The following is a 23,426-nucleotide window of genomic DNA, read 5'->3' as shown; positions in this document are numbered from 1 at the left end:
ACGGAAAGACAGTCATGACAACCGATATCGTCGAAGCCTGGAACGGCCCGGGACGCCGCGACGGCGCTCTCACCGAGGTCGAGCCCCGCCACAACGCGCTACATCCCGCCGCGAGCGCACTCGCCTTCGAACACTGGTATTTCGATGCCCGCCTCGATACCGGGCACGTCGTGGTCGGATTCCTGACCAAACGCCGGCCCGAGGATCTGCCCCGTTCCAAGCCGTGGGTCGAATTGCTGGTCTACACCCCGGACGGCGCCCGGCGGCAGGTGTCGAAGAAGTATCCGCACAGCGCCACCTCCTTCGGACTCGACGCGTTCGCCGTCCGTATCGGAGACAATCACGCGCACACGGAATTCCGTGACGACGGGCTGCCGGTCCACCACGTCCATCTGGCCGAGGACGGCCTGGTGTTCGACCTGCACTTCCACAACGAACTGCCGGGCTGGATGCCCGGACAGGGCGAGACCCGGTTCGACGAGCGGAATTCCTTCGGCTGGGTGGTCCCCGCGCCCCGCGCCCGCGTCACCGGCACCGTCCGGATCGACGGGGAAGAACTCGACGCCACCGGCCGCGGCTACGCCGACCACAACTGGGGCGTCGGCGATATGAAGAAGATCATCGACCGCTGGCATTGGGGACGGCTCTACGACGACGAGTATTCGCTGCTGTTCGCCGACGTATTGACGCAGCGGCAGCGCGGCGCGCACGAAATCGCGCCCCTCATGCTCGCCCGCGGCGACGAGATCGTCCTGTCCACGGGCGAAACGGTTCTCACCGAGGGCTCCAAGCGCTTTCACCCCGTGGCCGGGCGCGAGTACCCCGAATGGATCGAACTGCGTGTCCCCGATCGGCTGGAGTTGCGACTGACCGTCGGCTCGGTCATCCACGCGCACGACATCATCGACGATTTCCCGATCGTGCGGTCCCGCCCGATCAAACCGCTGATCCATCGCCTCATCGGGCACCCCGCGTATTTCCGCTTCGAATCCGCCTTCGAGCTGACAGTGCACACCGAGGGCGGAACCGACAAACGCACCGGGACCACCCTGCACGAACTGGTGGCGCTGAAATGACCGGCGCACTGCGCTATCTCAGCGGATTCGGGAACCAGCATCAGAGCGAGGCCGTCCCCGGCGCACTGCCGCCGGGCCAGAATTCGCCGCAGCGCGCACCCTACGGGCTCTATGCCGAACAGCTGTCCGCCACCGCGTTCACCGAACCGCGGGCGGTGAATCGCCGCAGCTGGGTCTACCGCATCCGCCCCTCGGCCGCCCATCCGCCGTTCCGTCGCATCGATAACGGCACCTTTCGCAGCGCGCCGCTCCGCGACGGTATCGCCGATCCGAACCGGCTGCGCTGGGATCCGTTGCCGCGCAGTGCGTCCGGCGTGGATTTCCTCGACGGCGTGTACACCGTCGCCGCCAACGGTGATGTGCTGCAACGCCGGGGCGTCGCGATCCACCTCTATCGGGCCACCGCGTCGATGCGGTCGCGGTACTTCTCCGACGCCGACGGCGAACTGCTGATCGTGCCCCAGGACGGAGAGATACTGGTGCACACAGAATTCGGCAGGCTGCTCGTCGGCCCCGGGCGCTTCGCCGTCGTCGGGCGCGCCATCCGGTTCCGCGTCGAACTCCTCGGCGACACCGCCGCCGGATATCTGTGCGAGAACTACGGCAGCCCGTTCGCCCTGCCCGAACTGGGGCCCATCGGCGCCAACGGGCTCGCGCACGCCCGGCATTTCCGCTATCCGGTCGCGGCGTACGAGGATATCGAGGACACCGTCGAGGTGGTCCAGAAGTTCGGCGGCAACCTGTGGGCCGCCGACTACGACCACTCGCCGCTGGACGTGGTCGCCTGGCACGGATCGCACGCGGCCTATCTGTACGACCTCGACGATTTCAACGCCTTCGGGACGGTCGGCTTCGACCATCCGGACCCGTCGATCTTCACCGTGCTGACCTCGCCGTCCGATACCCCCGGCCAGGCGAATGCCGATTTCGTGGCCTTCCCGCCGCGCTGGACCGTCCCCGAGCACACCTTCCGGCCGCCGCACTTCCACCGCAACGTGATGACCGAGTTCATGGGCCTGGTCCGCGGCGTCCACGATTCGAAGGCCGAGGGTTTCGTGCCCGGCGGCGCGAGCCTGCACACCATGTGGGCCGCCCACGGACCCGACCGCGAGACCTTCGAGAGGGCCAGCGCGGCCGAGCTGACGCCCCAGAAGCTCGAGGGTTCCCTCCCGTTCATGATCGAGACCCGCTGGCCGCTGCTGGTCACCGGCTTCGCCTACGACGCCCCGCATCGGCAGCGGGACTACGACGCCTCCTGGGCCGGCCTGCGCCGGCACTTCACCCCACCGAACTGAATCCCCCAGGCTCGCCGCGACATCCGGAGATCGACATGACCACCACCCGACCCGACATCGTCCTCCCCGACCCCACGCTGCGGATCGGCGGCCGCCACGTCGACGCCCGCGACCGGCGGACCTACCCATCGTCCAACCCCGCCACCGAGGAACACGTCGTCTCGGTGGCGGCCGCCCAACCGGCCGACGTCGACGACGCCGTCTCCGCCGCCCGCCGGCAGTTCGAGGACGGGGAGTGGTCACGGACCGACGGCGTCGAACGCGGCCGGATCCTCACGCGCGCGGCCGCGTTGATCGAGGAGGACGCCGAGAACCTGGCCGCCCTCGAGGCGCTCGAGATGGGCAAGCTGTTCAACGACTCGGTCGCCGGTGACATCCCGGCCGCCGCCCAAGCGTTCCGGCACTTCGCCGGCTGGGCCGACAAGATCACCGGAACCACCGCGCTGCTCCCGGATTTCGGCCCGCAGCGCCGCCTCGGCTGCACGCTGCGCCAGCCGCTGGGTGTCGTCGGAGCGATCACGCCGTGGAACAACCCGGTGCTGATCGCCGCCTGGAAGCTCGCTCCGGCCCTGGCCGTCGGCTGCACCGTCGTGGTGAAACCGGCCGAGGACGCCTCGTTGTCGACGCTGCGGCTGGCCGAACTCCTTGCGGCGGCGGGCATTCCGGACGGCGTGGTGAACGTCGTCCCCGGGCTCGGCGATATCGCGGGCGCGGCGCTGGCCGGGCATCCCGGCATCGACAAGATCTCCTTCACGGGCAGTCCCCGGGTCGGTAAGCAGATCCAGAGCCTGGCCGGCGACACCTTCCGCAAGGTCACCCTCGAACTCGGCGGCAAGGCGCCGCAGCTGATCTTCGCCGACGCCGACCTCGACCAGGCCATGCCCTGGATCGCGATGGGCAACTTCTACCACCAGGGCCAGGTGTGCGCGGCCGGAACCCGTGTCCTGGTGCACGAATCCCGCCTCGACGAGGTGGTCCAGGGCCTCGTCGACGCCGCCGACCAGGCCCGCGTCGGCGACCCGTTCGACCCGGACAGCACCATGGGCACGATCGTCAACGCCAAGCAGCTGGACCAGATCCTGCGCTACGTCGATATCGGCCGTGCCGAGGGCGCGCGGCTGATCACCGGCGGCAACCGGCTCGATCGGCCCGGATATTTCATGGAGCCCACCGTCTTCCGCGGCCACAACGACCTGACCATCGCGCGCGAGGAGATCTTCGGTCCCGTCGCGACGGTGATCGGCTTCTCCTCCACCGAGGAGGCCGTCCGGCTCGCGAACACCACGAAGTACGGCCTCAACGCGATGATCCACACCCGCGACCTCTCCCGCGCCCTCACCGTCACCGAGCAACTGCGGGTCGGCACGGTGTGGGTCAACGGCTGGGGCGTCCCCGACCCCGCCCTGCCCTGGGGCGGCCGCGCGGGCAGCGGCATCGGCCGCGAACTGGGCCGCAGCGGCATCGAGGCCGACACCGAGGAGAAAACGGTCCATATCGGCCTGTGACAACGTCTGCCGGGGGCCGAGTCAGGCGACCTGAAACCAGTCGCCCATGCCCCTGTCCAAGAGGTCGAAACCTCGTTCCGCCTCGGCGATCGCCACCGGATGTCGTTGTGCCGCAGTCTGTCCGGCGGCCAGCGCGCGCCAGTTGGCCTCGCTGAGGTTGCGCTGCACCGCGATGATCGCGCCGGCCGCCAGCCGGGCGTCCGGTCCGCCCGACGGCCCGAGCGCCCGGGCGAGCGCGGCCTCGCCGCTGGTGAGGAACCGGGCGAGCCGCGCGGTCAGCGCCGGGGTGTCCAATACCAGCCGATAGCAGGCCAGCACCTCGGGCGCATCGCACAACCCGGTGCTGGGCGCGCGGCTGTCCAGCCCGGCGCGGAAGGCGGCCTGCAGTGCGGCCAATGGCGTCCGGCCTTCCGCCCGGCGTTCCACCGTGCGGGCGGCCTCGTCGACGTGGTCGGCGAACCGGTGCACGACAAGGTCTTCCTTGGCGGGGAAGTACTTGAACAGCGTGCGCTTGGACACGTCCGCCGCGGCCGCGATATCCACGACCGGAACCGCGTCGAACCCCTCGGCGAGGAACAGCCGGAGGGCGGCGTCGGAGATGGCCGCGCGCGTGGCCTGTTTCTTGCGCTCGCGCAGGCCCGGTTCGGTGGTCATATCCGGACAGCGTAGCCGAATCGTAAACCGAGTGCATAAGTAAACTTGGTGTACTTTTGTTGGCATGCGAATCGGCGTTGCCCTGCCCACCGACTACTACAACCAGCTCACCCCGGGGGTGAACCCCGTCGACTACCTGCTCGACCAGGCCCGGAAACTGGCCGATCTCGGCGTGCCCGCGGTCTGGCTGACCCAGCGGTTCGACTACGACGCACTGGCGGTCGCCGCGCTGATCGGGCGCGAACTGCCGGACATCACGGTCGGGACGGCGATCGTTCCGATCCACCCCCGTCACCCCAACGCGCTGGCCATGCAGGCGCAGACGGCACAGGCGGCCACCGGCGGCCGCTTCGAACTCGGCCTCGGTCTGTCGATGCCGGAGATCGCCGCCGGTTACGGCAACGCCCACCCGCGCATCCGCTAGCTGCGCGAATACCTCGAAGCCCTGGGAGATCTACTCCATACGGGCACGGTCGACCACACCGGCGAGACATTGATCGCCCGATCGCCGGCACGCAGCATGATGCCGACGGTCAACCCGCCGGTCCCCGTCCTGCTGGCCACGTCGGGCCCGCTGACGCTGCGGGTCGCGGCCGAACTCGCCGACGGCGCCCTCCCGCTGCTCACCGGTCCCGATACCCTCGCCGACTTCACCATCCCCACCCTCGCGCGGCACGCCGCAGCCGCCGGGCGGCCCATGCCCCGCGTGATCGGCATGGTGGGCGGCGTGGTCACCGCCGATGTGGCCGGTGCGCGAGACCGTGCCGCGCGGGCCATGGACGGATACGGTGCGATGCCGGTGTACCGCGCGCTGCTGGATCGCGAAAATATCTCCGCCCCAGCCGAATTGGCCGTGATCGGCGACGAGCAGACCATGGCCGCCGCGGTGGCCCGATACGCCGAGGCGGGCGCCGACGAGCTGATCTTCGCGCTGACCGCACTGGGATCCGCCCGCGACGAGGAGCGAACCTGGGCACTGCTCGGCGAACTGAGCCGGACGGCACGCACCTGACGTCCGGGCACGTGGCACGGCCCTGACCTCCTGAGCTGGGGGTCTCGGGGCTTACGCGACTACGGTGTGGGTATACACCGCTGGGACGGGGCGGAAGATAACGGAGGTGCCGGGCGTTGTACCGGGCACACACGGACGAGAGGATCACATGGCCACCCAGACCCTGACCACGCAGAACTTCGACGAGATAGTCACATCGAACGATGTCGTCCTCGTCGACTTCTGGGCCGACTGGTGCGGCCCGTGCAAGCAGTTCGCGCCGACCTTCGAGGCGTCGTCCGACAAGTACCCGGACGTCGTGCACGGCAAGGTCGACACCGAGGCCGAGCAGGGCCTCGCCGCCGCGGCCAACATCCGCTCCATCCCGACGATCATGGCCTTCCGGGAGGGCGTCCTCGTCTTCGCGCAGCCGGGTGCGCTGCCCGCGAACGCCCTGGACGATCTGGTCACCCAGGTGAAGGCCCTCGATATGGACGAGGTGCGCAAGCAGCTCGCCGAGCAGCAGGAGCAGGAGGGCGCGCAGGGCTAGGCCCGGCGCCGATACCGCGCAGCGCCGTATTACCAGTGAAAGGTAATGCGGCGCTGCGCTTTTCGTGTATCGGTCAGCGGCCGAGTTTGTTGGCGGCGACGATCATCGCCCGGACGGTCGACTCGGCGCCGTCGTCGGCCATCGCGGCGCCCCAGCCGCGGCGGCCGTTGAATTCGCACTGCACGAAGGTGGCGGTGCCGACCTCGGTGCGGCGCTGGTGGAACGAGAGGATCTCCACCGGGTAGCCCTCGTCGTAGAGGGCCGAGGTGAGCGCCGCCACCGGATTGCCGACCGAGACGACGGTCCGCAGATGGTCGGCGAACTCCAGCGTCGCGGTGTACTCCGCGCCGTGCCGATGCCCGGCGCGGTTCCAGTCGCTGAGCTTCACCGGGCCGGTGTGATCGCAGTACCGGTCGAGGAATTCCGCGTGGGACAGTCCGGCGCATTCGGAGCGCAGGCTTCTGGGCGCGGCGGTGATGATCATGTTGTTGTCTTCTGTGTCAATGGTGATGGTCATTGAACTAGGTCTTCCCAAGTCTCGTCGTGTCCGAGTGACAGTCGTGTCTGAAATGACAGGAGGGGACCAGCGCAAGAAAGGTGTATACGGCCGCAGCGAGGTGGCCGGTCCGAATCAGACCCCGCTACGGCGGGTTACTACGAGAAGTCGCGCAGCGGCCACCGTCGCGGTCAGCGGATCGAGCGCCGCGCGGTCGCGGTCGGCGACATCGGGCGCGGCGCTGTGGCTTGCGGCGGGATTCGGCACGGCACCGAGAATATGGACTTCCGAGCGCCTTGGCAACCACATACCAGGGGAACCAACGAGTAACTTCGTCACAATCCTCCGTGAACGAGACACCAACGCCCGACGGCGACTCAGCAACCGATAGCAGAGGCGGTCGTTGCAGCTCGAGACTTCTATTGCGCCGTCAGCAAACAATTGGAAAACCACGCGACGCCCGCCCGGATGTGTCACGCTCGAGTTCGTGCCCCGGTGCGCGGGCCACGCATCGTCCGGACCGGCATCCCGCCGGCGCTCGGCGAGGAGGTACCGATGACCGACCCGATCGTCCAGAGTGCGATCAATCACCTGCTCGGATGTCACCGCCGCTGCGCCCACCAGATCCGCGAGTCGCTGGACCGCGGCGGCGAGCACGCCACCGCCCATCACATCGACACCCTGCGCGACTGCGCGGACCTGTGCCGCCTCACCGGCGATCTGCTCGACCGCGGCTCCGAATGGGCCGCGCGGCAGTGCGAGCTGACCGCCCGGGTCTGCACCGACACCGCCGAACGCTGCGACCGCCTGGGCGAGACCGCCTGCGCCACGGTCGCCCGCTCGACGGCCGCGGCATGCCTAGCCCTCACGGAAACCGTAGCGGGCTGACAGAGCCGGACCGTGGCGGGCTGGGCGGCGCTGACCGTGGCGGGCTGGTCAGTGGGCGGCTGCGTCCCAGCTGCGGCCTACGCCGACGGAGACCTCGAGGGGGACCGAGAGATCGATGGCCGCGGACATGTGCTCGCGGGCCAGGGCCTCCAGGGACTCCCGCTCGCCGGCGGCCACCTCGAAGACGAGTTCGTCGTGGATCTGCAACAGCATCCGGGAGCGCAGGCCGGCGTCGCGAATCACGTTCTGCACGTTGATCATCGCGACCTTGATGATGTCGGCGGCGGTGCCCTGGATGGGGGCGTTGAGGGCCATCCGCTCGGCGGCCTCGCGACGCTGGCGGTTACTGGAATCCAGGTCGGGCAGGTAGCGGCGGCGGCCGAACAGGGTCTCGGTGTAGCCGACCTTGCGGGCCTGGTCGACGGCGTCGTGCAGGTAGTCGCGGATGGCGCCGAAGCGGCTGAAGTACACCTCCATCTGGGCCTTCGCCTCCTCGGCGCTGATCTTCAGCTGCTGCGACAGGCCGTAGGCCGACAACCCGTACGCCAGGCCGTAGGACATGGCCTTGATGCGGCGGCGCATCTCCGGGTGCACGTCGGTGAGGGGGATGTCGAACGCCTTGGAGGCGACGAAGGTGTGCAGGTCCTCTCCCGAGTTGAACGCCTCGATGAGCCCGGCGTCCTTGGACAGGTGCGCCATGATCCGCATCTCGATCTGGCTGTAGTCGGCGGTCATCAGCGATTCGTAGCCCGGGCCGACGACGAAGGTGTCGCGGATGCGGCGGCCGGTGTCGGTGCGGATCGGGATGTTCTGCAGGTTCGGCTCGGTGGACGACAGGCGTCCGGTGGCGGCGATGGTCTGGTTGAACGTGGTGTGGATGCGGCCGTCGTCGGCGACCGACTTCAGCAGGCCGTCCACGGTCACCTTCAGGCGGGTGGCGTCGCGGTGGGCCAGCAGATGTTCCAGGAACGGATGCTGGGTCTTCTCGAACAGCGACTCGAGCGCGTCGGCGTCGGTGGTGTAGCCGGTCTTGGTGCGCTTGGTCTTCGGCATGTCCAGCTCGTCGAACAGCACCACCTGCAACTGCTTCGGGGAGCCCAGGTTGATCTGCTTGCCGATCACCTCGTAGGCGGCCTCGGCGGCCTCGCTGACCCGGTCGGCGAACTGCTTCTGCAGCTCCTGCAACTCGTCCACGTCGACCGCGATGCCGGCCTCCTCGAGGTCGGCCAGGACGGCCAGCAGGGGCAGCTCCATCTCGGTGAGCAGGCGGGTGGATTCGATGCCCTCGAGTTCGGCGTCGAACGCCGCGGCCAGATCCGAAACCGCGCGGGCGCGCAGGATCTCGGCCTGGGCGAGTTCGGCGTCGACCTGGTCCTCGTCGTCGAGCAGCGACAGCTGGGACTCGCCGTCCGACTCCACCCGCAGCTCGCGCGACAGATAGCGCAGCGACAGGTCGTCGAGGTTGAAGGTGCGCTGGCCGGGACGGACCAGATAGGCCGCGAGCGCGGTGTCGCTGGTGAGACCGCCGAGGGTCCAGCCGCGCGCCCGCAGCGCGTGCTTGGCGGCCTTGGCCTCGTGCACGGCCTTCGCGGTGGCCGGATCGGCCAGCCACGTTCCCAGGGCGGCCTCGTCCTCGGGGGTGAGGCCGACGACATCGAAATAGCCGCCCTCGCCGTCGGCGGCCGAGATCGCGATCGCCTTCACGTCGCCGTTCACCGGGGTGCCCGTGCCGACGATCGAGATGCCGTGGCGCGCACCGGATTTCGCGTGCTCGGCGAGCCAGTCGGCCGCCGCGCCGGGGTCGATCGCGCCGCCGCTGATCTCGAATCCGCCCTCGGCCTCCGGCTCCGGCGGGGCCAGCGTCTCGAACAGGCGGTCGCGCAGGACCCGGAACTCGAGGTCGTCGAACAGGCGGTGGATGCGGTCGCGGTCCCACGGCTGTTTGGCCAGCTGGTCCGGGGTGTAGGGCAGCGGGACGTCCTTGACCATCTCGGTGAGCTGACGGTTGAGGACGACGCTGGACAGGTTGGCGCGCAACGCGTCACCGACCTTGCCCTTCACCTCGTCGACCCGGTCGACCAGGGTGGTGAGGTCGCCGAATTCGCGGACCCACTTGGTGGCCGTCTTCTCGCCCACGCCCGGGATGCCCGGCAGGTTGTCGCTCGGGTCGCCGCGCAGGGCCGCGAAATCCGGGTACTGCGCGGGGGTGAGGCCGTACTTCTCCTCCACCGCCTCCGGGGTGAACCGGGTGAGCTCGGAGACGCCCTTCTTCGGATACAGCACGGTGACATCGGGATTCACCAGTTGCAGCGCGTCGCGGTCGCCCGTGACGATCAGGACGCGGAAGCCCTCGGGGACCGCCTGCGTGGTGAGGGTGGCGATGATGTCGTCGGCCTCGTAGCCCTCGAGCGCCATGACCGGGATGCCGAGCGCGCCCAGCACCTCCTGGGTGACCTCGATCTGGCCGCGGAACTCGTCGGGCGTGGTGATGCGGTTGGCCTTGTACTCCGGGTAGGCCTCGGTGCGGAAGGTCTTGCGGCTGACGTCGAACGCGGCCGCGACGTGCGTGGGCTTCTCGTCGCGCAGCAGGTTGATGAGCATGGCGGTGAAGCCGTAGACCGCGTTGGTGGTCTGCCCCGTGACGGTTTTGAAGTTCTCCGCGGGCAGCGCGTAGAACGCGCGGTAGGCCAGCGAGTGCCCGTCCAGCAACAGCAGTGTGGGCCGCTCCCCCGCGGCGGTCGGGGTCGCGGCGGACACACTGCTGGGGCGCTGATCGGTGGTCGCTGGAGTCACGGCCCCGAGTCTATGTACAACCACCGACAAGGGCGGGCACGGGGCATGACGTAGGACACACTTCGTCCTACGCCACTCCCAGATACGCCGACTTCACCGCCGGATCGGTCAGCAGTTCGCGGCCCGCGCCCGTCTTGGTGACCTCGCCGGTCTCGAGGATGTAGGCGCGGTCGCTGCGGGTCAGGGCCTGCTGGGCGTTCTGCTCGACCAGCAGGACGGTGGTGCCCTGCGCGTTGATCTCGCCGATGATCCGGAAGATCTGCTTGATCACCATCGGCGCGAGGCCCATCGACGGCTCGTCGAGCAGCAGCAGCCGCGGCCGGGCCATCAGCGCGCGGGCGATGGCGAGCATCTGCTGCTCGCCGCCGGACAGCGTGCCGCCCACCTGTTTACGCCGCTCGGCCAGGCGCGGGAACAGCTCGAACACCCACGCCAGCGTCCGGTCGTACTCCGCCCGCTGCTTGAACGGCCGGGCGTGGCAGCCCATGTCGAGGTTCTCCTGCACCGTCATCCCGGGGAAGACGCCCCGGCCCTCCGGCGCCTGGATCAGGCCCGCCACCACCCGCTCGTGCGCCTTCATCCGGGTGATGTCCTTGCCCTCGAACAGGATCCGGCCGCCGGTGAGCGGCAGCAGCCCCGACAGCGCGCGCATGGTGGTGGTCTTCCCCGCGCCGTTGGCGCCGAGCAAAGTCACCAGCTCCCCCTGCGCCACCTCGAGCGAGATACCGTGCAGCGCTTGGATTCTGCCGTAGTTCACCCGCATGTCCTCGACCACGAGCAGCGGTTCGCCATCCGATGCCGGCGCCGCGTCGGCGACCGGCGCCGGTCCCGGGGCGGCGGCGCGCACGTCCGCCACCGCGTCCTCGACCTCGTCGTCGGGCACGCCGAGATACGCCGCGATCACCGCGGGATCGTCGCGGATCTCCTCCGGCAGCCCGTCGGCGATCTTGCGCCCGAACTCCAGCACCACGATGCGATCGGTCACGCCCATCACCAGCCGCATATCGTGCTCGATGAGCAGCACGGTGAAGCCGTCGTCGCGGATCTTGCGGATGAGATCCATGAGCGCCGACTTCTCGCTCGGATTGAATCCGGCGGCCGGCTCGTCCAGGCACAGCAGTTTCGGCTCGGTCGCCAGCGCCCGCGCGATCTCCAGCCTGCGCTGATCGCCGTAGGAGAGGTTGCGCGCCTTCTCCACCGCCCGCGGGGCGATGCCGACGAATTCCAGCAGCGCCATACCGCGCTCGATGGCGTCGCGTTCCTCGCGCCGGTGCCGCGCGGTGCGAAAGACGGCCCCCGGCACCGACGTCCGGTGCCGCGCGTCGGTGCCGACCACCACGTTCTCCAGCGCCGTCATCTCCCCGAACAGCCGGATGTTCTGGAAGGTGCGGGCGATGCCGAGCCGGGTGATCTCGTTGCGCTTGGTCTTGGTCAGCGGGCGGCCGTCGAAGAACACCCGGCCCGCCGACGGCCGGTACACCCCGGTGATCGCGTTGAAGCAGGTGGTCTTGCCGGCGCCGTTGGGGCCGATGAGCCCGAGGATCTCGCCGCGGCGGATCTCGAAACTCACGTCGTCGAGGGCGGTCAGGCCGCCGAATCGCATGGTCAGGCTCTCGGTGCGGAGCAGCGCCGCGCCGACCTCGGTCTCGATCTCCCGGGTCGGGGCCACCACCTCGGCGACGGCCTCGGCGTCGGCCAGCTCCGGCAGCACGTCGGCGACGTCGACCACGCCCGCGCTGGGGGCGGTCTCCGGCGTCTCGGCGTAGCCCGCGGCCATATCCTCGTTGTCGAACAGCGCGCCGCCCGCGCCCGGACCGGTCATCGGGCCGCTCCCGCCGCCTCGGCCGCATCCGGTGGCGCGGCGGGCCGCCGCACCGCCTGGTACACCTGCCGTCCGTACGCGAGCAGTTTCTGCCGCACCGGGAACAAGCCCTGCGGACGGAAGATCATCACCACCACCAGAGTGAGTCCGAAGAACAGATATTTGTAGTCGCCCAGCGACTGCCCGCCCACATTCACCGACATCAGCCGGTTGGGCAGGTAGACGATCAGGAAGGCGCCCACGATCACGCCCAGCTTGTTGCCCTGCCCGCCGAGCACGACCGCGCACAGGAACAGCATCGAGTTGATGATGTTGAATCCGGTGGGGTTGATGAACTGGACCTGCCCCGCGTACAGCGCGCCGGACAGCCCGCCGATGGCGGCGCCGATGGTGAAGGCCCAGAGCTTGAACTTGAACGTCGGCACGCCCATCATCTCCGCGGCGTCCTCGTCCTCGCGGATCGCCACCCAGGACCGCCCGACCCGGCTGCGCTCCAGATTGCCGACCACGAGCAGCACCACGACCACCAGCGCCATGCCGATCCAGAACCACCAGGTGCCGGAGTTGGCGCGGTCCAGGGGATTCCACGAATGCGAATCGCCGAGGTTGCCGGAGGAGAAGTAGCCGGTGGGGTGCGCCTCCGATTCGCCCAGGCGCGGATACGCGATCCCCGCGAGGCCCAGGCTGCCGTTGGTGATGTCGCCGAGGTTGTCGGCCAGCAGCCGCACGATCTCGCCGAATCCGAGGGTCACGATCGCGAGGTAGTCGCCGCGCAGCCGCAGCGTCGGCGTGCCCAGGATCAGGCCGGAGACCGCGGTCAGCACGATCGCGATCGGCACGCACGCCAGCCACGCCCATTTCGGGCTGAGGAATCCGCCCGCGGTCTGGTTCCACGGGCTGTTGGGGCTGGTGAGCAGGCCCACCGAATAGGCGCCGACGGCATAGAAGCCGACGTACCCCAGATCCAGCAGACCCGCCTGTCCCACAACGACATTCAGCCCGATGGCGATCAGCGCGTACATGGCGAACTGGGCCATGACACCGCCGAAGCTGGTGCCCGGGGTGTCCAGCAGCGGCGGCGGGAACAGCGGCAGCAGCGCGAGCACCAGGAGCACGGGAATGCCGACCGCCCACTGCATCTGGCGCGACAGCCCGTCCCACCAGGTGCGGATGGCGTCGCCCACGCCGTGCCGGGGCCGCGTCCGCGGCGGGGTCTCGGTGGTCGTACTCATGCGCGGGCCCTCCCCAGGCTCTCGCCCAGAATGCCGGTCGGCCGGACCATCAGCACGACCACCAGCAGGACGAACGCGACCACGTCGCGCCATTCGGTGCCGAACAGGATCTGGCCGTAGTTCTCCGCCAGGCCCAGCAGCAGCCCGCCCAGCAGCGCGCCGCGCAGATTGCCGATGCCGCCGAGCACCGCGGCGCTGAATGCCTTGATGCCCAGGATGAATCCGCCCGAATAGATGATGCCGTTGGGAATCTTGAGCGTGTACAGCAGTGCGGCGGCGCCCGCGAGCAGGCCGCCGATGAGGAAGGTCAGCATGATGACCCGCTCCCGCGACACACCCATCAGCGTCGCGGTATCGGGGTCCTGGGCCACCGCGCGGATGCCGCGGCCGAACCTCGTCCGGTTGATGACCACGTCGGTGATCACGGCCAGCGCCACCGCCGCCACGACGATCACCAGCGCCACATTGGTGATCGCGGCGTCGAAGAGATGGAATTCGTCGACGGGTTTGACCAGGATGATCGGCTGCTGGGCGTTGGTGCCGCCGAGATCGGGATCGATCTTCGGCAGCACGTAGTGCACGAACTCCTGCAGCACGAACGACATGCCGATGGCGGTGATCAGGAAGATCAGCCGCTTGGCGCCGCGCCGCCGCAGCGGCCGGTACGCCACCCGTTCCAGCCCGACGGCCGCCCCGCCCGACACCAATGCGCCGATGACGGTGGCCACCCCCAGATAGACGACGGTCAGTACGGTGCCCTGCGAATAGATGTCACCGCTGGCGGTGAATCCGAGCAGCATCAAACCGACCAGCTGGCCGAACATGCCCAGCATGAATATTTCCGAATGCGCGAAATTGATCAGCAGCAGTACGCCGAAAACCAGCGTGTACCCGACCGCTACCAGTGCGTAGATCGAACCGTATGTCAGACCGTCCACGGTGAGCCGCCAGAACTGGTCGACGACGCCCGAGACATTGAAATCGATGGACCCGTTGGCAAGCAGGGTCGCATCGGCAACTGCTGATGCCCTCATTGTTACTTCCGCTGTCAGGAAAGCAGCGCGCGCCGGTTGGTTGCGTCGTACTCAACCATCGGCAGACCGGCGCGCGCTGTTTCGTCGTGAGACCCCTACTTGACCTGATACATCCAGATCAAGGCGTTCGACAATTCTCCGGTGGCATCCCACTTGTAATGCCGGGCCACACCCTGACCGTCGTAGGACCGTGCGAACTCCACCAGATCCGGGCGCGACACCTTGCCCTGGGCGATGCCCTTCAGCACGATCGTGGTGAGGTCGTAGCCCTCGGTGGAGTAGGTGCCCGCGTCGAATCCGTTCAGCGCCTTGTAATCGGCGGCGAACTGATCGGGCGCCGGGCCGCACGGGCACGAGAGCAGCGCGTCCTTGGACGCGTTACCGGCCTGCTTGACGAATTCGACGTCCTTGGTCCCGTCGTCGGAGATGAAGGTCGCCGTCACGCCGCCGGAGCGCAGCTGCTGCACGAACGGGGCGGCCTCGGCGTAGTAGCCGGCGTAGAAGATGGCGTCGGGCTTGGCGGACGCGAGCTTCGAGACCGCGGCGGAGAAGTCCTTGTCGCCCTCCTTGACACTCACCGCGCAGCTCGGGTCGGCGCTCGCGCCGAGCGTCTCGGTCAGCGACTTGGCCAGGCCGGTGCCGTAATCGGTGTTGTCCTGGGCGACGCAGATCTTGTTGTACTTTCCGGTGCCCTGCAGGTATTTCGCGACCGCCGGGCCCTGGATGCCGTCGTTGCCCAGCCCGCGGAAGAAGGTCTTCCAGCCGTTCTTGGTGAGGTCGACATTGGTGGCCGACGGGGTCAGCGACAGCAGACCGGTATCGCTGATCCGCTGGCCGGTCGCCTTGGTCTCACCCGAGAACGTCGGGCCGATCAGGGCGACGATCGACTGGTCGCCGAGGATCTTGTCGATCACCTGGCTGGCCTTCTGCGGATTGCCCTCGGTGTCGAACTCCTTGAGTTTCACCTGGCAGCCGGCATTGGCCTTGTTGTGCTTGTCCAGCGCGAGCTTGACGCCGCGGATGATATTCAGGCCGAGATTGGCGTTGGGGCCGGTCAGCGGGCCCGCCATGGCGATCGACGTCTCGGGGGCGCAGGTCGATTTCCCGTCCCCGGCGGGATCGGCGGCCGTGGAGGTGTCCGCCGACGGCACTTCCTTGCCCTGGCTGTCGACCTGCACCAGCGGGGCGATCGTGAGTCCCCCGCCCGTTCCCTCTCCGGAACCGTTGTCCGTCGACTTGCTGCTGCACCCAGCGACCGCGAGCACGGCCGCGGCTCCGATCACCAGCGCGCCGCGAGCCACACGACTGCGTGTGGTCCTTCGCGTCATTGAACCAAGCACGATCCACCTCATCATGTCCTGCTGATCCCCGGGGTCGCCGAGGCGGGCCGACCTCATCGGCCCCGGTCAGAACATAGCGGCGTCAGGTTAGCTCTGCATCACATTCGAGTCATTTGCATGACTTCGATCCCCAGTATTTATAGGGGCGTGTTTCGGTGGCGTTAATTCCCCGCAATCCGGCCGCGGGCGGTCTCCCGCCCGCGGTGCGCGGACTTCGATATCAGGACTTCGGTGCGAGGTTCTCCAGCACCACCTCGGCAACGGCTTTCATCGTGGTACGCCGGTCCATCGCCGTGCGCTGAATCCACTTGAACGCCTGCGGTTCGGACAGGCCCTGGGTCTGCATCAGCACCCCCTTGGCCCGCTCGACCAGCTTGCGCGTCTCCAGCCGCTCCGAGAGGTTCGCCACCTCGCCCTCCAGCGCGGTGATCTCGTGGAAGCGGCTGGCCGCCAGCTCGATGGCCGGCACCAGATCCGATTTGGTGAACGGCTTGACCAGGTACGCCATCGCCCCCGCGTCGCGTGCCCGCTCCACCAGGTCGCGCTGGCTGAACGCGGTCAGAATCACCACCGGCGCAACGCGTTTCGTGGCGATCTCGGCCGCCGCGTCGATGCCGTCGCGACGCGGCATCTTGACGTCCATGATCACCAGATCCGGGCGCAACTCCTCGGCCAGGTCGACCGCCTGCTGGCCGTCACCCGCCTCACCCACCACCTGATAGCCCTCTTCGGAGAGCATTTCGACCAGGTCCATCCGGATGAGCGCCTCATCCTCGGCCACAACCACCCGCTTGGCGGCGGTCGTCGCATCCTTCTTCGCGCCCGCGCCCCCTGCTGTCGTTCCCATAGATAGACCCCTCGTGATTCCGATGCCAAATACCCGACACGCGCGCCCGTCCGCCCACCCTTTGTCCGGACCGGCACACGCCGCGAGTGCCCTAAAGCGTACCGTTCAACCTCGCACAGAACCCATCTACCCAGCGAGAGCCCGGCCACGATCCCACCGATTCGGTCAACGGGGGGCGCACCCGCTATCATTTCTCCCCGGTGCGCCGAGTTGGCGGAACTGGCAGACGCGACGGTCTCAAAAACCGTTGTCCTCACGGACGTGTGGGTTCGAGTCCCACACTCGGCACCATCCGGGTATTTCCGCCCGAATCCAATTGCCTCGCATCGACTCCGGTGTGTAATTGCATTCGTCGCGCTCGGTCCGGGCGGATGCGGCGGGATTGCCGATCGAACCGGTTTCGCCCTCCGCCTCGTACTACCCCTGAGACGACGGCACGGCCCGTACCGAGCGGAGGTTTGCGCATGCGGGTGAATCGACTGACGACCGACCTGTCCGGGTATCCGGATCTGGTGGTCATCTACCTCGGGATGCGGGTGCGTACCCCTAGGGGAATTCTCCGGCTGCTCGGGCTGGGCCCGAAACTGTATCGCTCGCACCGGGACCGGCCCGACGGGCTGCTGCTGCACGAGGACATCGTCTGGTCGCTGTTCCCGCCGCACTGGGGCGCCCGGCAGTACTGGCGCGACCTCGACAGCCTGGAGCGCTGGACCCGCTCCGACCCGCATCGGCAGTGGTGGCAGCGCTTCCTGCGCGATTCGGGCGGCACCGGCTTCTGGCACGAGGCGTACTTCCTGCGCGGCGGCATCGACACCATGTACGACGATATGAGCCCCGCGACCGGGCTGGCCCGCGTAGCCCCTACCGTGCCCATGCGCGGGCGCCTGTTCTCCGCGCGGGGGCGGGTGCACGAGGAGGACCCGAAGGTGGCCCCGGTGGTTCCGGAGCAGATCTATTACCGGGAAAATTCCGAATGAGATTATTTTCGATGTAGGGGTGGCGAACGGTCGCGACGCCGGGATGAACATCTGACGAAATAAGCGGATTTCGGACTTTGCGTACTATTGGTCCTGTTCGCGGCGCTCTACCGTACTTTCCATGCACGTCCTGTTCGTCTGCAACGGCAATGTGTGCCGATCGGTGATCGCCGAGCGCCTCACACGCGCCGTCGCCGCCGAGCACGGTCTCACCGATCTGACCGCCGAGAGCGCCGGTACGCGCGCGCTGGTCGGGTTCGGCGTGGATCCGATCGCCGCCGACACGATCACCGGGCTGGGCGCGGATCCGCGGGGGTTCAAGGCGCGCAAGCTGACGACGCCCAGGGTCGAGGCCGCGGATCTGGTGCTGGCCATGACCGAGCAGATCCGCGACGAGGTCACCGCGCTGGTCCCCGCGGCCGCCCGGCGGACGTTCACGCTGCTCGAGGCGCACCGCATCGCCAAGGTGAGCGGGGCGCGCACCATTCCCGACATCGACCGCGCCCGTGACGATCTCGCGCTCGTCGGGCGCGAGAACATTCCCGATCCGGTGGGACTGTCGGCCCAGAAGTACTGCGAGGCCGGGGATCGGATCGCCGAGGCGCTGGTGCCGCTGCTGCTGGCATTGCACGTCCACCGCGGGCGAGGAACCGACGAGCGCGGACGGCCGCGGCTGGTCCTGTTACCGGGCGGGCGGAACGATACGCCACCGTATGTGGATGCCACCCGAATCGGCCGGCACGCCTGAACGATCGGGTGCGGAAACGCCCGGCGCGGACGCGTCCTCCCCATTTCCGGCATTCAGGGACTACACTCCCCGCCGGATACTTTCGCCGCCGACGGTTCGACACTAGAACAGGAACTCAGCATGCCGAAACGCATTTCGGATGTTTCGCTCCATGTTTATGTGACACCCGAAACTCTCGACCGCGTCGTGCGAACCGTGCGCCGCGTGGTCGACGACCATGTGGGCGAGAGCGACGTGTTCGCTTGGCGCTTCACCCTTCCGGTGGACGCCGACCACTCCGCGCACGCCCTGCTCGAAACCCAGTGGCTCCTGGACCATCCCGGCGAGGACCCGGGCGACCGCCGCACCTACGAGATCGCGCTCAGCCTGGTCGGTGACCGCAAACTCCTCACCGAGGCCAACCTGACCGCCCTGGAACAGCAACTGATGCTGAGCATTTCGGACGAGGACGCCGTCCCCTACTCCATCCACGCCTTACAGCGCGAGAGCTTCGATCTGGAAGAGAATCGGGAGCTTATTTGATCCCGGCCAAAAGCGTGCCGGGAAAGTAGGTGTGCCACACCGGGGAAAGTAGGTGTGCCACACCGGGGAAAGCAGGTGTGCCACACCGGAGAAAGCAGGTGTGCCACACGCCGGGACGTGGATCGGCTCGGACGCCGGGAGGTGGCGGGGAGTCAGGTGCGGGGGCGCGGGGGGAAGTGGCGGATGACGCCCTCCTGGACGACCGTGGCCAGGAGTTCCCCCGCGCGCGAATAGAAGTGGCCGGTGGCCAGGCCGCGGGAGCCGGCGGCGACCGGGGACTGGGTCGCGTAGAGGGCCCAGTCGTCGAATTTGAAGGGGCGGTGGAACCAGATGGAGTGGTTCACCGTCGCCGCGACGATGCGGTCGAAACCCCAGGACAGGCCGTGCGTGGTGATGATCGAGTCGAGCACCGTGGTGTCCGACGAATAGCCCAGTGCCGCAACGTGGATCAGCGGATCGTCGGGCAGCTCGCCGTCGGCGCGCATCCAGACCCGGTTGTAGTCGAGGGTGCCGCCGGTCCCCTTGAGGACCCAGGCCGGATCGTTGGTGTAGCGCATATCGATCGGGTGCGGCGCCTGGACGAACATCTGCAGCCGGTCCTCGAGGCCCGCGAAGGACTCCTCGACGCGCGGCAGTTCGTCCGGATCGGGGACCTGCGGCTGCGGGGCCGCGTGCTCGAGGCCCTTGGCCGAGTCCTGGAACGCCGCCAGCATGACGAACAGCTCCTGGTCGCCCTGGTAGGCGGTGACCGTCCGGTTCGCGAAGGAGCGGCCGTCACGGTGGCGTTCCACCCGGTACTCGATCGGTTGCTTCACGTCGCCGCCGCGCACGAAGTGGGCGTTGATCGCGTGCACCGGGCGTTGCGGCCGGGCCGGGTCGGTGGCCACCGTGCGGCCGGCCGCGACGATGGCCTGCGCCACCAGCTGCCCGCCGAAGGTCCGGCTCCACACCTTCTCCGGATGCTGTCCGAGGAAGGTGTCCTCGCCGGTCTGCTCCAGATCGAGCAGCCCGAGCAGCACCTGTAGGTCGCTCGTACCCGTGTCGGCCGATTCGCCCAGCGACGCATTCACCTCAGTGGTCCTCCTCGCCGATCCTGTGTACGTGGATGAGGTTGGTGGAACCGATTGTGCCAGGCGGTGATCCGGCCACGATCACCACCAGATCGCCCTTGGCGTACCGGTTGAGCGACAGCAGCTCCTTGTCGACCTGGCCGATCATCTCGTCGGTGGTGCGCACGGTCGGCACGATGAACGTCTCCACGCCCCAGGTGAGCGCCAGCTGGCTGCGCACCTCCGGCAGCGGGGTGAACGCCAGCAGCGGCAGCGTGGTGTGCAGGCGGGCCAGGCGGCGCACCGTGTCACCGGACTGCGTGAACGCCACCAGCGCCTTGGCATTCAGCCGCTCGCCGATATCGCGCGCGGCGTACGAGATGACGCCGCGCTTGGTCCGCGGCACGTGCGTCAGCGGCGGCACCTGCGCCGAGGACTCCGACTCCACCGCGTGCACGATGCGGGCCATGGTGCGGACCGTCTCGATCGGGTACTGGCCGACCGAGGTCTCGCCGGACAGCATCACCGCGTCGGCGCCGTCGAGGACGGCGTTGGCGACATCGGACGCCTCGGCGCGGGTGGGGCGGGAGTTGCCGATCATCGACTCCAGCATCTGGGTCGCGACGATGACGGGTTTGGCGTTCTCCCTGGCCATCTGGATGGACCGCTTCTGCACCAGCGGCACCTGCTCGAGCGGCAGCTCGACGCCCAGATCGCCGCGGGCGACCATGATCGCGTCGAAGGCCAGCACGATGGCCTCGAGGTTGTCGATCGCCTCGGGCTTCTCCAGCTTGCCGATGACCGGCACGCGGCGGCCGACGCGATCCATGATGTCGTGCACCAGTTCCACGTCCGACGGCGAGCGCACGAACGACAGCGCGATGAAGTCGACGCCGAGCTTCAGCGCGAATTCCAGGTCCTCGATGTCCTTGGTCGACAGCGCCGGAACCGACACGTCCATACCGGGCAGCGAGACGCCCTTGTTGTTGGAGACCGGGCCGCCCTCGGTGACGCGGCAGACCACGTCGGGCCCGTCGACGCGAACCACGGTCAGCCCGACCTTGCCGTCGTCGACGAGCAGGCGGTCGCCGGCCTTGGCGTCCTCGGCCAGTTGCTTGTAGGTGGTGGAGACGCGGTCGTGGGTGCCCTCCACGTCCTCGACGGTGATGCGCACCTCCTCACCGGTCGCCCACGTGGTCTTGCCCTCCAGGAACCGGCCGAGCCGGATCTTCGGTCCCTGCAGGTCCGCGAGAATGCCTACGGCACGGCCCAATTGATCGGCGGCCTTGCGGACCTTCTGGTAGTTCTCAGCGTGATCGGAGTGTTCGCCATGGCTGAAGTTCAACCGGGCCACGTCCATGCCGCTTTCGACAAGTTCGCGAATCCGGTCCTCGGAGGCGGTAGCCGGCCCGAGGGTGCAAACAATTTTTGTTCGTCGCATCACGACACGAGCCTAGCCCTGCCGCAGACGCTGCGCTTACTGGGCATACCCTTCGCTATCAATAGTGCGAACCTATGATCCCGGTCACTTGACCTATAGGACCGGAATCACCTGGCGACATGCCGTGCAAGGCGGGTTTCCAAGCGTGTTTGCGCGAATCCGAGGATCAGGCAGATTACCCAGTAGTAGATCGCCGCGACTCCGTAGAGGGCGAAGAAATCGAAGGTCGGAGCGGCCGCCAGCTGGGCCGTCCGCAACAATTCGGTTACCAGGATGGTCGACGCCAGCGAGGTGTCCTTCACCAGCGAGATGAGCGTATTCGACAGCGGCGGCACGGCGATGCGCGCGGCCTGCGGCAGGATGATCGAACTCAGGGTCTGCACCTGGGACAGCCCGAGGGCCTGCGAGGCCTCCCACTGTCCCTCGGCGACCGACAGGATCGCCGCGCGGATCACCTCGGCCGCGTAGCCGCCCACGTTGAGGCTGAACGCGATCACCGCGGCCGGGAACGGGTCGATCACGATATTCAGCTGCGGCAGTGCGTAGAACACGATGAACAGCTGCACCAGCAGCGGCGTGCCGCGGATGATCGAGATGTAGAACCGCGCGAGCGCCGAGACCGGCCGGTGGGCCGACATCCGCGCGAGCGCGACGAACAGCGCCAGCACCAGGCCGACGGCGAAGCTGATCGCGGTGAGCGGCAACGTCTTGGTGACCGTCGCCGTGAGCATGGGCCCGAGGTTGTGGCGGATCAGCTCCCAGGTGGCGGAGTCCATGCGCTACTTGCTGACGTCGGTTCCGAAGTACTTGTCGGAGATCTTCGCCAGCGTGCCGTCGGCGCGCAGCGCGTCCAGAGCCCCGTTCACGTCGGTGATCAGCTGCCCGGAATCCTTGCGAGCGGCGAACGCTTGGTGGCTGGTCTCGCCGGTGCGGCCGGACACCGCGACCCCCGAGTCGCCGGTCTTCTTGGTGTACTCGCCGACGGCGAGGGTGTCGTTCACGGTGGCGTCGACGCGGCCGTTCTTGAGCAGCTGGATGGCCTGCACGAAGCCCTCGACCGCCTCGACCTTGCAACCGGCGCCGGCGGCGACCTTGCTCCAGTTGCTGGTCGAGGACTGCGCGCAGACCTTGCCGTTGAGATCGGCGAGCGTCGCCGCGCCGCCGCCGGACCGGGTGACGATCACGCCGTCGGAGGTGGTGTACGGCTGGGACAGCGCGTACTTCTGCTCTCGCTCCGGATTGACCGTCACCTGGTTGGCGACCAGGTCGAAACGCTTGGACTCCAGCCCCGCGAAGATCGAGTCCCACGGGGTCTGCACGAATTCGACCTTCTTGCCGAGCTTGCCGGCGACCGCCTGCATCACCTCGACGTCGTAGCCGGTGAGCGTGCCGTCCGGTCCCTGGAAGCTGAACGGCGCGTAGGTGCCCTCGGTGCCGACCTTCAGCGTGTTCGGGTCACTGCTGCTACAGCCGGCGAGGAGCCCGGTGGCGGCGGCGACGGCTAGCACGGCGGCGAACAGCTTGCGGCGCAATGGCGTACCTCTCGGGTGGGCGCGAGGGGTGCTCACGCACGACACACAGAACCGCAACAGCCTACGACATGCGGCAACGCCCGCAAACGATTACGCGCACGGCGAGCCGAACGCCGCTCAGTTCTCCTGCAGCGGCCGTCCGTACTGGTCGCGGACCTTGCCGGTGAGGATCATGATCCCGTCGATGAGCGGCCAGATACCCCCGATGCCGCAGGTCAGCCACGTGACAGCGATCTGCCCGACGGCCATGCCCGGATAGCCGAGGTAGAAGCGGCCGACCCCGAAGCCGCCGAGGAAGATCTGCAGCAGGCCCGCGACCATCTTCGACTTGTCCGAGTACGGCTCGCCGTACATGTTGCGGCCGAAGGGGGCCTCCGGGTCCGGGGGGCCGTACGGGCCGGGCGGGTAGCCGCCGGGCTGACCGTAGGGCTGCTGTCCGTATTGCGGCTGCCCGTAGGGATTGGGCTGGCCGTATGCGTCCATGGGCTGCTGGCCCATCGGCTGCCCCATGCCCGGCCCGGTGCCGGGCGCGCCGTACTGCGGCCCGTAGCCCGGCTGCTGCTGGTAGGGGTCGGTCACTCGAATCCTCCTAGCGTTTCCGGGCTCGTCTCGACCACCCGGTCTCTCCGTACCG

General features: G+C 68.2%; 22 protein-coding genes, 1 tRNA gene and 2 pseudogenes. 10 read left to right on the top strand and 15 right to left on the bottom strand.

The window, feature by feature from the left end:
* The first annotated feature begins 14 nt into the window (after positions 1-14).
* The 3 genes from ON41_RS12705 to ON41_RS12695 are packed head-to-tail and all read left to right on the top strand — an operon-like array spanning position 15 to position 3,876.
* Positions 15-1,076 (top strand): lipocalin-like domain-containing protein, encoded by a 1,062-nt coding sequence (locus tag ON41_RS12705; RefSeq protein ID WP_040747792.1) that lies wholly within the window; start codon positions 15-17, stop codon positions 1,074-1,076.
* Entirely contained in the window at positions 1,073-2,371 is a 1,299-nt protein-coding gene (hmgA, locus tag ON41_RS12700; protein WP_040747791.1) for a homogentisate 1,2-dioxygenase, read from the top strand. Before ON41_RS12705 ends, hmgA begins: the two co-directional genes overlap by 4 nt.
* Before the next feature lie 35 nt (positions 2,372-2,406).
* The gene (locus ON41_RS12695; protein WP_040747790.1) at positions 2,407-3,876 is read left to right on the top strand and encodes an aldehyde dehydrogenase family protein; all 1,470 of its coding nucleotides are present in this window, start codon (positions 2,407-2,409) and stop codon (positions 3,874-3,876) included.
* A 21-nt stretch (positions 3,877-3,897) separates the two neighbouring features.
* On the opposite strand, the gene ON41_RS12690 is transcribed toward ON41_RS12695, so the two are convergent.
* On the bottom strand, positions 3,898-4,530 hold the full coding sequence (locus ON41_RS12690) for a TetR family transcriptional regulator (protein WP_040747789.1): 633 nt from the start codon (positions 4,528-4,530) through the stop codon (positions 3,898-3,900).
* Between the two features lie 64 nt (positions 4,531-4,594).
* Here ON41_RS12690 and ON41_RS43035 point away from each other — a divergent pair.
* Both ON41_RS43035 and trxA read left to right on the top strand, forming a co-directional pair.
* Positions 4,595-5,542, top strand: a pseudogene (locus tag ON41_RS43035) (TIGR03564 family F420-dependent LLM class oxidoreductase).
* Positions 5,543-5,690: 148 nt separating this feature from the next.
* A complete protein-coding gene (trxA, locus tag ON41_RS12680; protein WP_040747788.1) occupies positions 5,691-6,071 on the top strand; it encodes a thioredoxin in 381 nt (126 codons plus the stop codon).
* A gap of 73 nt (positions 6,072-6,144) precedes the next feature.
* Here trxA and ON41_RS12675 read toward each other — a convergent pair whose 3' ends face one another.
* On the bottom strand, positions 6,145-6,588 hold the full coding sequence (locus ON41_RS12675; protein ID WP_040747787.1) for a 2-isopropylmalate synthase: 444 nt from the start codon (positions 6,586-6,588) through the stop codon (positions 6,145-6,147).
* A 114-nt stretch (positions 6,589-6,702) separates the two neighbouring features.
* Positions 6,703-6,834: a hypothetical protein gene (locus tag ON41_RS43420; RefSeq protein ID WP_276325730.1), complete on the bottom strand. Its 132-nt coding sequence runs from the start codon at positions 6,832-6,834 to the stop codon at positions 6,703-6,705.
* A gap of 288 nt (positions 6,835-7,122) precedes the next feature.
* Between ON41_RS43420 and ON41_RS38935 the strand changes: the two genes are divergently transcribed.
* A complete protein-coding gene (locus tag ON41_RS38935; protein ID WP_157185442.1) occupies positions 7,123-7,455 on the top strand; it encodes a four-helix bundle copper-binding protein in 333 nt (110 codons plus the stop codon).
* A gap of 48 nt (positions 7,456-7,503) precedes the next feature.
* Here the strand turns inward: ON41_RS38935 and polA are convergent, their stop codons facing one another.
* The 7 genes and pseudogenes from polA to ON41_RS12640 form a co-directional block, all read right to left on the bottom strand.
* Positions 7,504-10,248, bottom strand: a complete 2,745-nt coding sequence (polA, locus tag ON41_RS12665) for a DNA polymerase I (protein ID WP_040747786.1) — start codon at positions 10,246-10,248, stop codon at positions 7,504-7,506.
* 67 nt (positions 10,249-10,315) lie between these two features.
* A complete protein-coding gene (locus ON41_RS43030; protein ID WP_246462027.1) occupies positions 10,316-11,011 on the bottom strand; it encodes an ABC transporter ATP-binding protein in 696 nt (231 codons plus the stop codon).
* Positions 11,012-11,032: 21 nt separating this feature from the next.
* Positions 11,033-12,070 (bottom strand): annotated as a pseudogene (locus ON41_RS43025) (ABC transporter ATP-binding protein); the annotation flags it as partial.
* Positions 12,067-13,302: a branched-chain amino acid ABC transporter permease gene (locus tag ON41_RS12655; protein ID WP_040747785.1), complete on the bottom strand. Its 1,236-nt coding sequence runs from the start codon at positions 13,300-13,302 to the stop codon at positions 12,067-12,069. The gene ON41_RS12655 and the pseudogene ON41_RS43025, both read right to left, overlap by 4 nt.
* Positions 13,299-14,336, bottom strand: coding sequence for a branched-chain amino acid ABC transporter permease (locus tag ON41_RS12650; protein ID WP_040747784.1), 1,038 nt, complete (start codon positions 14,334-14,336; stop codon positions 13,299-13,301). Before ON41_RS12650 ends, ON41_RS12655 begins: the two co-directional genes overlap by 4 nt.
* Before the next feature lie 95 nt (positions 14,337-14,431).
* Positions 14,432-15,664 carry a branched-chain amino acid ABC transporter substrate-binding protein gene (locus tag ON41_RS12645; RefSeq protein WP_051161312.1) on the bottom strand — a complete coding sequence of 411 codons (1,233 nt, stop codon included), beginning with the start codon at positions 15,662-15,664 and terminating at the stop codon, positions 14,432-14,434.
* 232 nt (positions 15,665-15,896) lie between these two features.
* Positions 15,897-16,523, bottom strand: coding sequence for an ANTAR domain-containing response regulator (locus tag ON41_RS12640; RefSeq protein ID WP_040747782.1), 627 nt, complete (start codon positions 16,521-16,523; stop codon positions 15,897-15,899).
* 204 nt (positions 16,524-16,727) lie between these two features.
* On the opposite strand from ON41_RS12640, the gene ON41_RS12635 reads away from it, so the two are divergent.
* From ON41_RS12635 to ON41_RS12620, 4 genes are all read left to right on the top strand, one after another.
* Positions 16,728-16,814 (top strand) — tRNA-Leu (locus tag ON41_RS12635).
* A 173-nt stretch (positions 16,815-16,987) separates the two neighbouring features.
* The gene (locus ON41_RS12630) at positions 16,988-17,500 is read left to right on the top strand and encodes a phenylacetaldoxime dehydratase family protein (RefSeq protein ID WP_040747781.1); all 513 of its coding nucleotides are present in this window, start codon (positions 16,988-16,990) and stop codon (positions 17,498-17,500) included.
* A 121-nt stretch (positions 17,501-17,621) separates the two neighbouring features.
* Complete coding sequence (locus ON41_RS12625; protein ID WP_040747780.1) at positions 17,622-18,248, top strand: arsenate reductase/protein-tyrosine-phosphatase family protein; 627 nt, start codon at positions 17,622-17,624, stop codon at positions 18,246-18,248.
* A gap of 159 nt (positions 18,249-18,407) precedes the next feature.
* Positions 18,408-18,770 (top strand): hypothetical protein, encoded by a 363-nt coding sequence (locus tag ON41_RS12620; protein ID WP_246829517.1) that lies wholly within the window; start codon positions 18,408-18,410, stop codon positions 18,768-18,770.
* Positions 18,771-18,922: 152 nt separating this feature from the next.
* Here ON41_RS12620 and ON41_RS12615 read toward each other — a convergent pair whose 3' ends face one another.
* The 5 genes from ON41_RS12615 to ON41_RS43415 form a co-directional block, all read right to left on the bottom strand.
* Positions 18,923-19,840, bottom strand: a complete 918-nt coding sequence (locus tag ON41_RS12615) for an acyl-CoA thioesterase (RefSeq protein ID WP_051161310.1) — start codon at positions 19,838-19,840, stop codon at positions 18,923-18,925.
* A gap of 1 nt (position 19,841) precedes the next feature.
* Positions 19,842-21,263, bottom strand: a complete 1,422-nt coding sequence (pyk, locus tag ON41_RS12610; protein ID WP_083905304.1) for a pyruvate kinase — start codon at positions 21,261-21,263, stop codon at positions 19,842-19,844.
* Between the two features lie 104 nt (positions 21,264-21,367).
* Positions 21,368-22,036 (bottom strand): amino acid ABC transporter permease, encoded by a 669-nt coding sequence (locus ON41_RS12605; protein ID WP_040747777.1) that lies wholly within the window; start codon positions 22,034-22,036, stop codon positions 21,368-21,370.
* A gap of 3 nt (positions 22,037-22,039) precedes the next feature.
* The gene (locus ON41_RS12600; RefSeq protein WP_246829516.1) at positions 22,040-22,828 is read right to left on the bottom strand and encodes a transporter substrate-binding domain-containing protein; all 789 of its coding nucleotides are present in this window, start codon (positions 22,826-22,828) and stop codon (positions 22,040-22,042) included.
* 81 nt (positions 22,829-22,909) lie between these two features.
* Positions 22,910-23,371, bottom strand: coding sequence for a TM2 domain-containing protein (locus ON41_RS43415; protein ID WP_040747775.1), 462 nt, complete (start codon positions 23,369-23,371; stop codon positions 22,910-22,912).
* Between the last annotated feature and the right edge of the window lie 55 nt (positions 23,372-23,426).

It is taken from the genome of Nocardia transvalensis NBRC 15921, from assembly GCF_000308875.1.
GTDB lineage: Bacteria > Actinomycetota > Actinomycetes > Mycobacteriales > Mycobacteriaceae > Nocardia > Nocardia transvalensis.
Note: the sequence above shows the minus strand (reverse complement) of the source record. Positions and strands in the feature narration are given on the sequence as shown.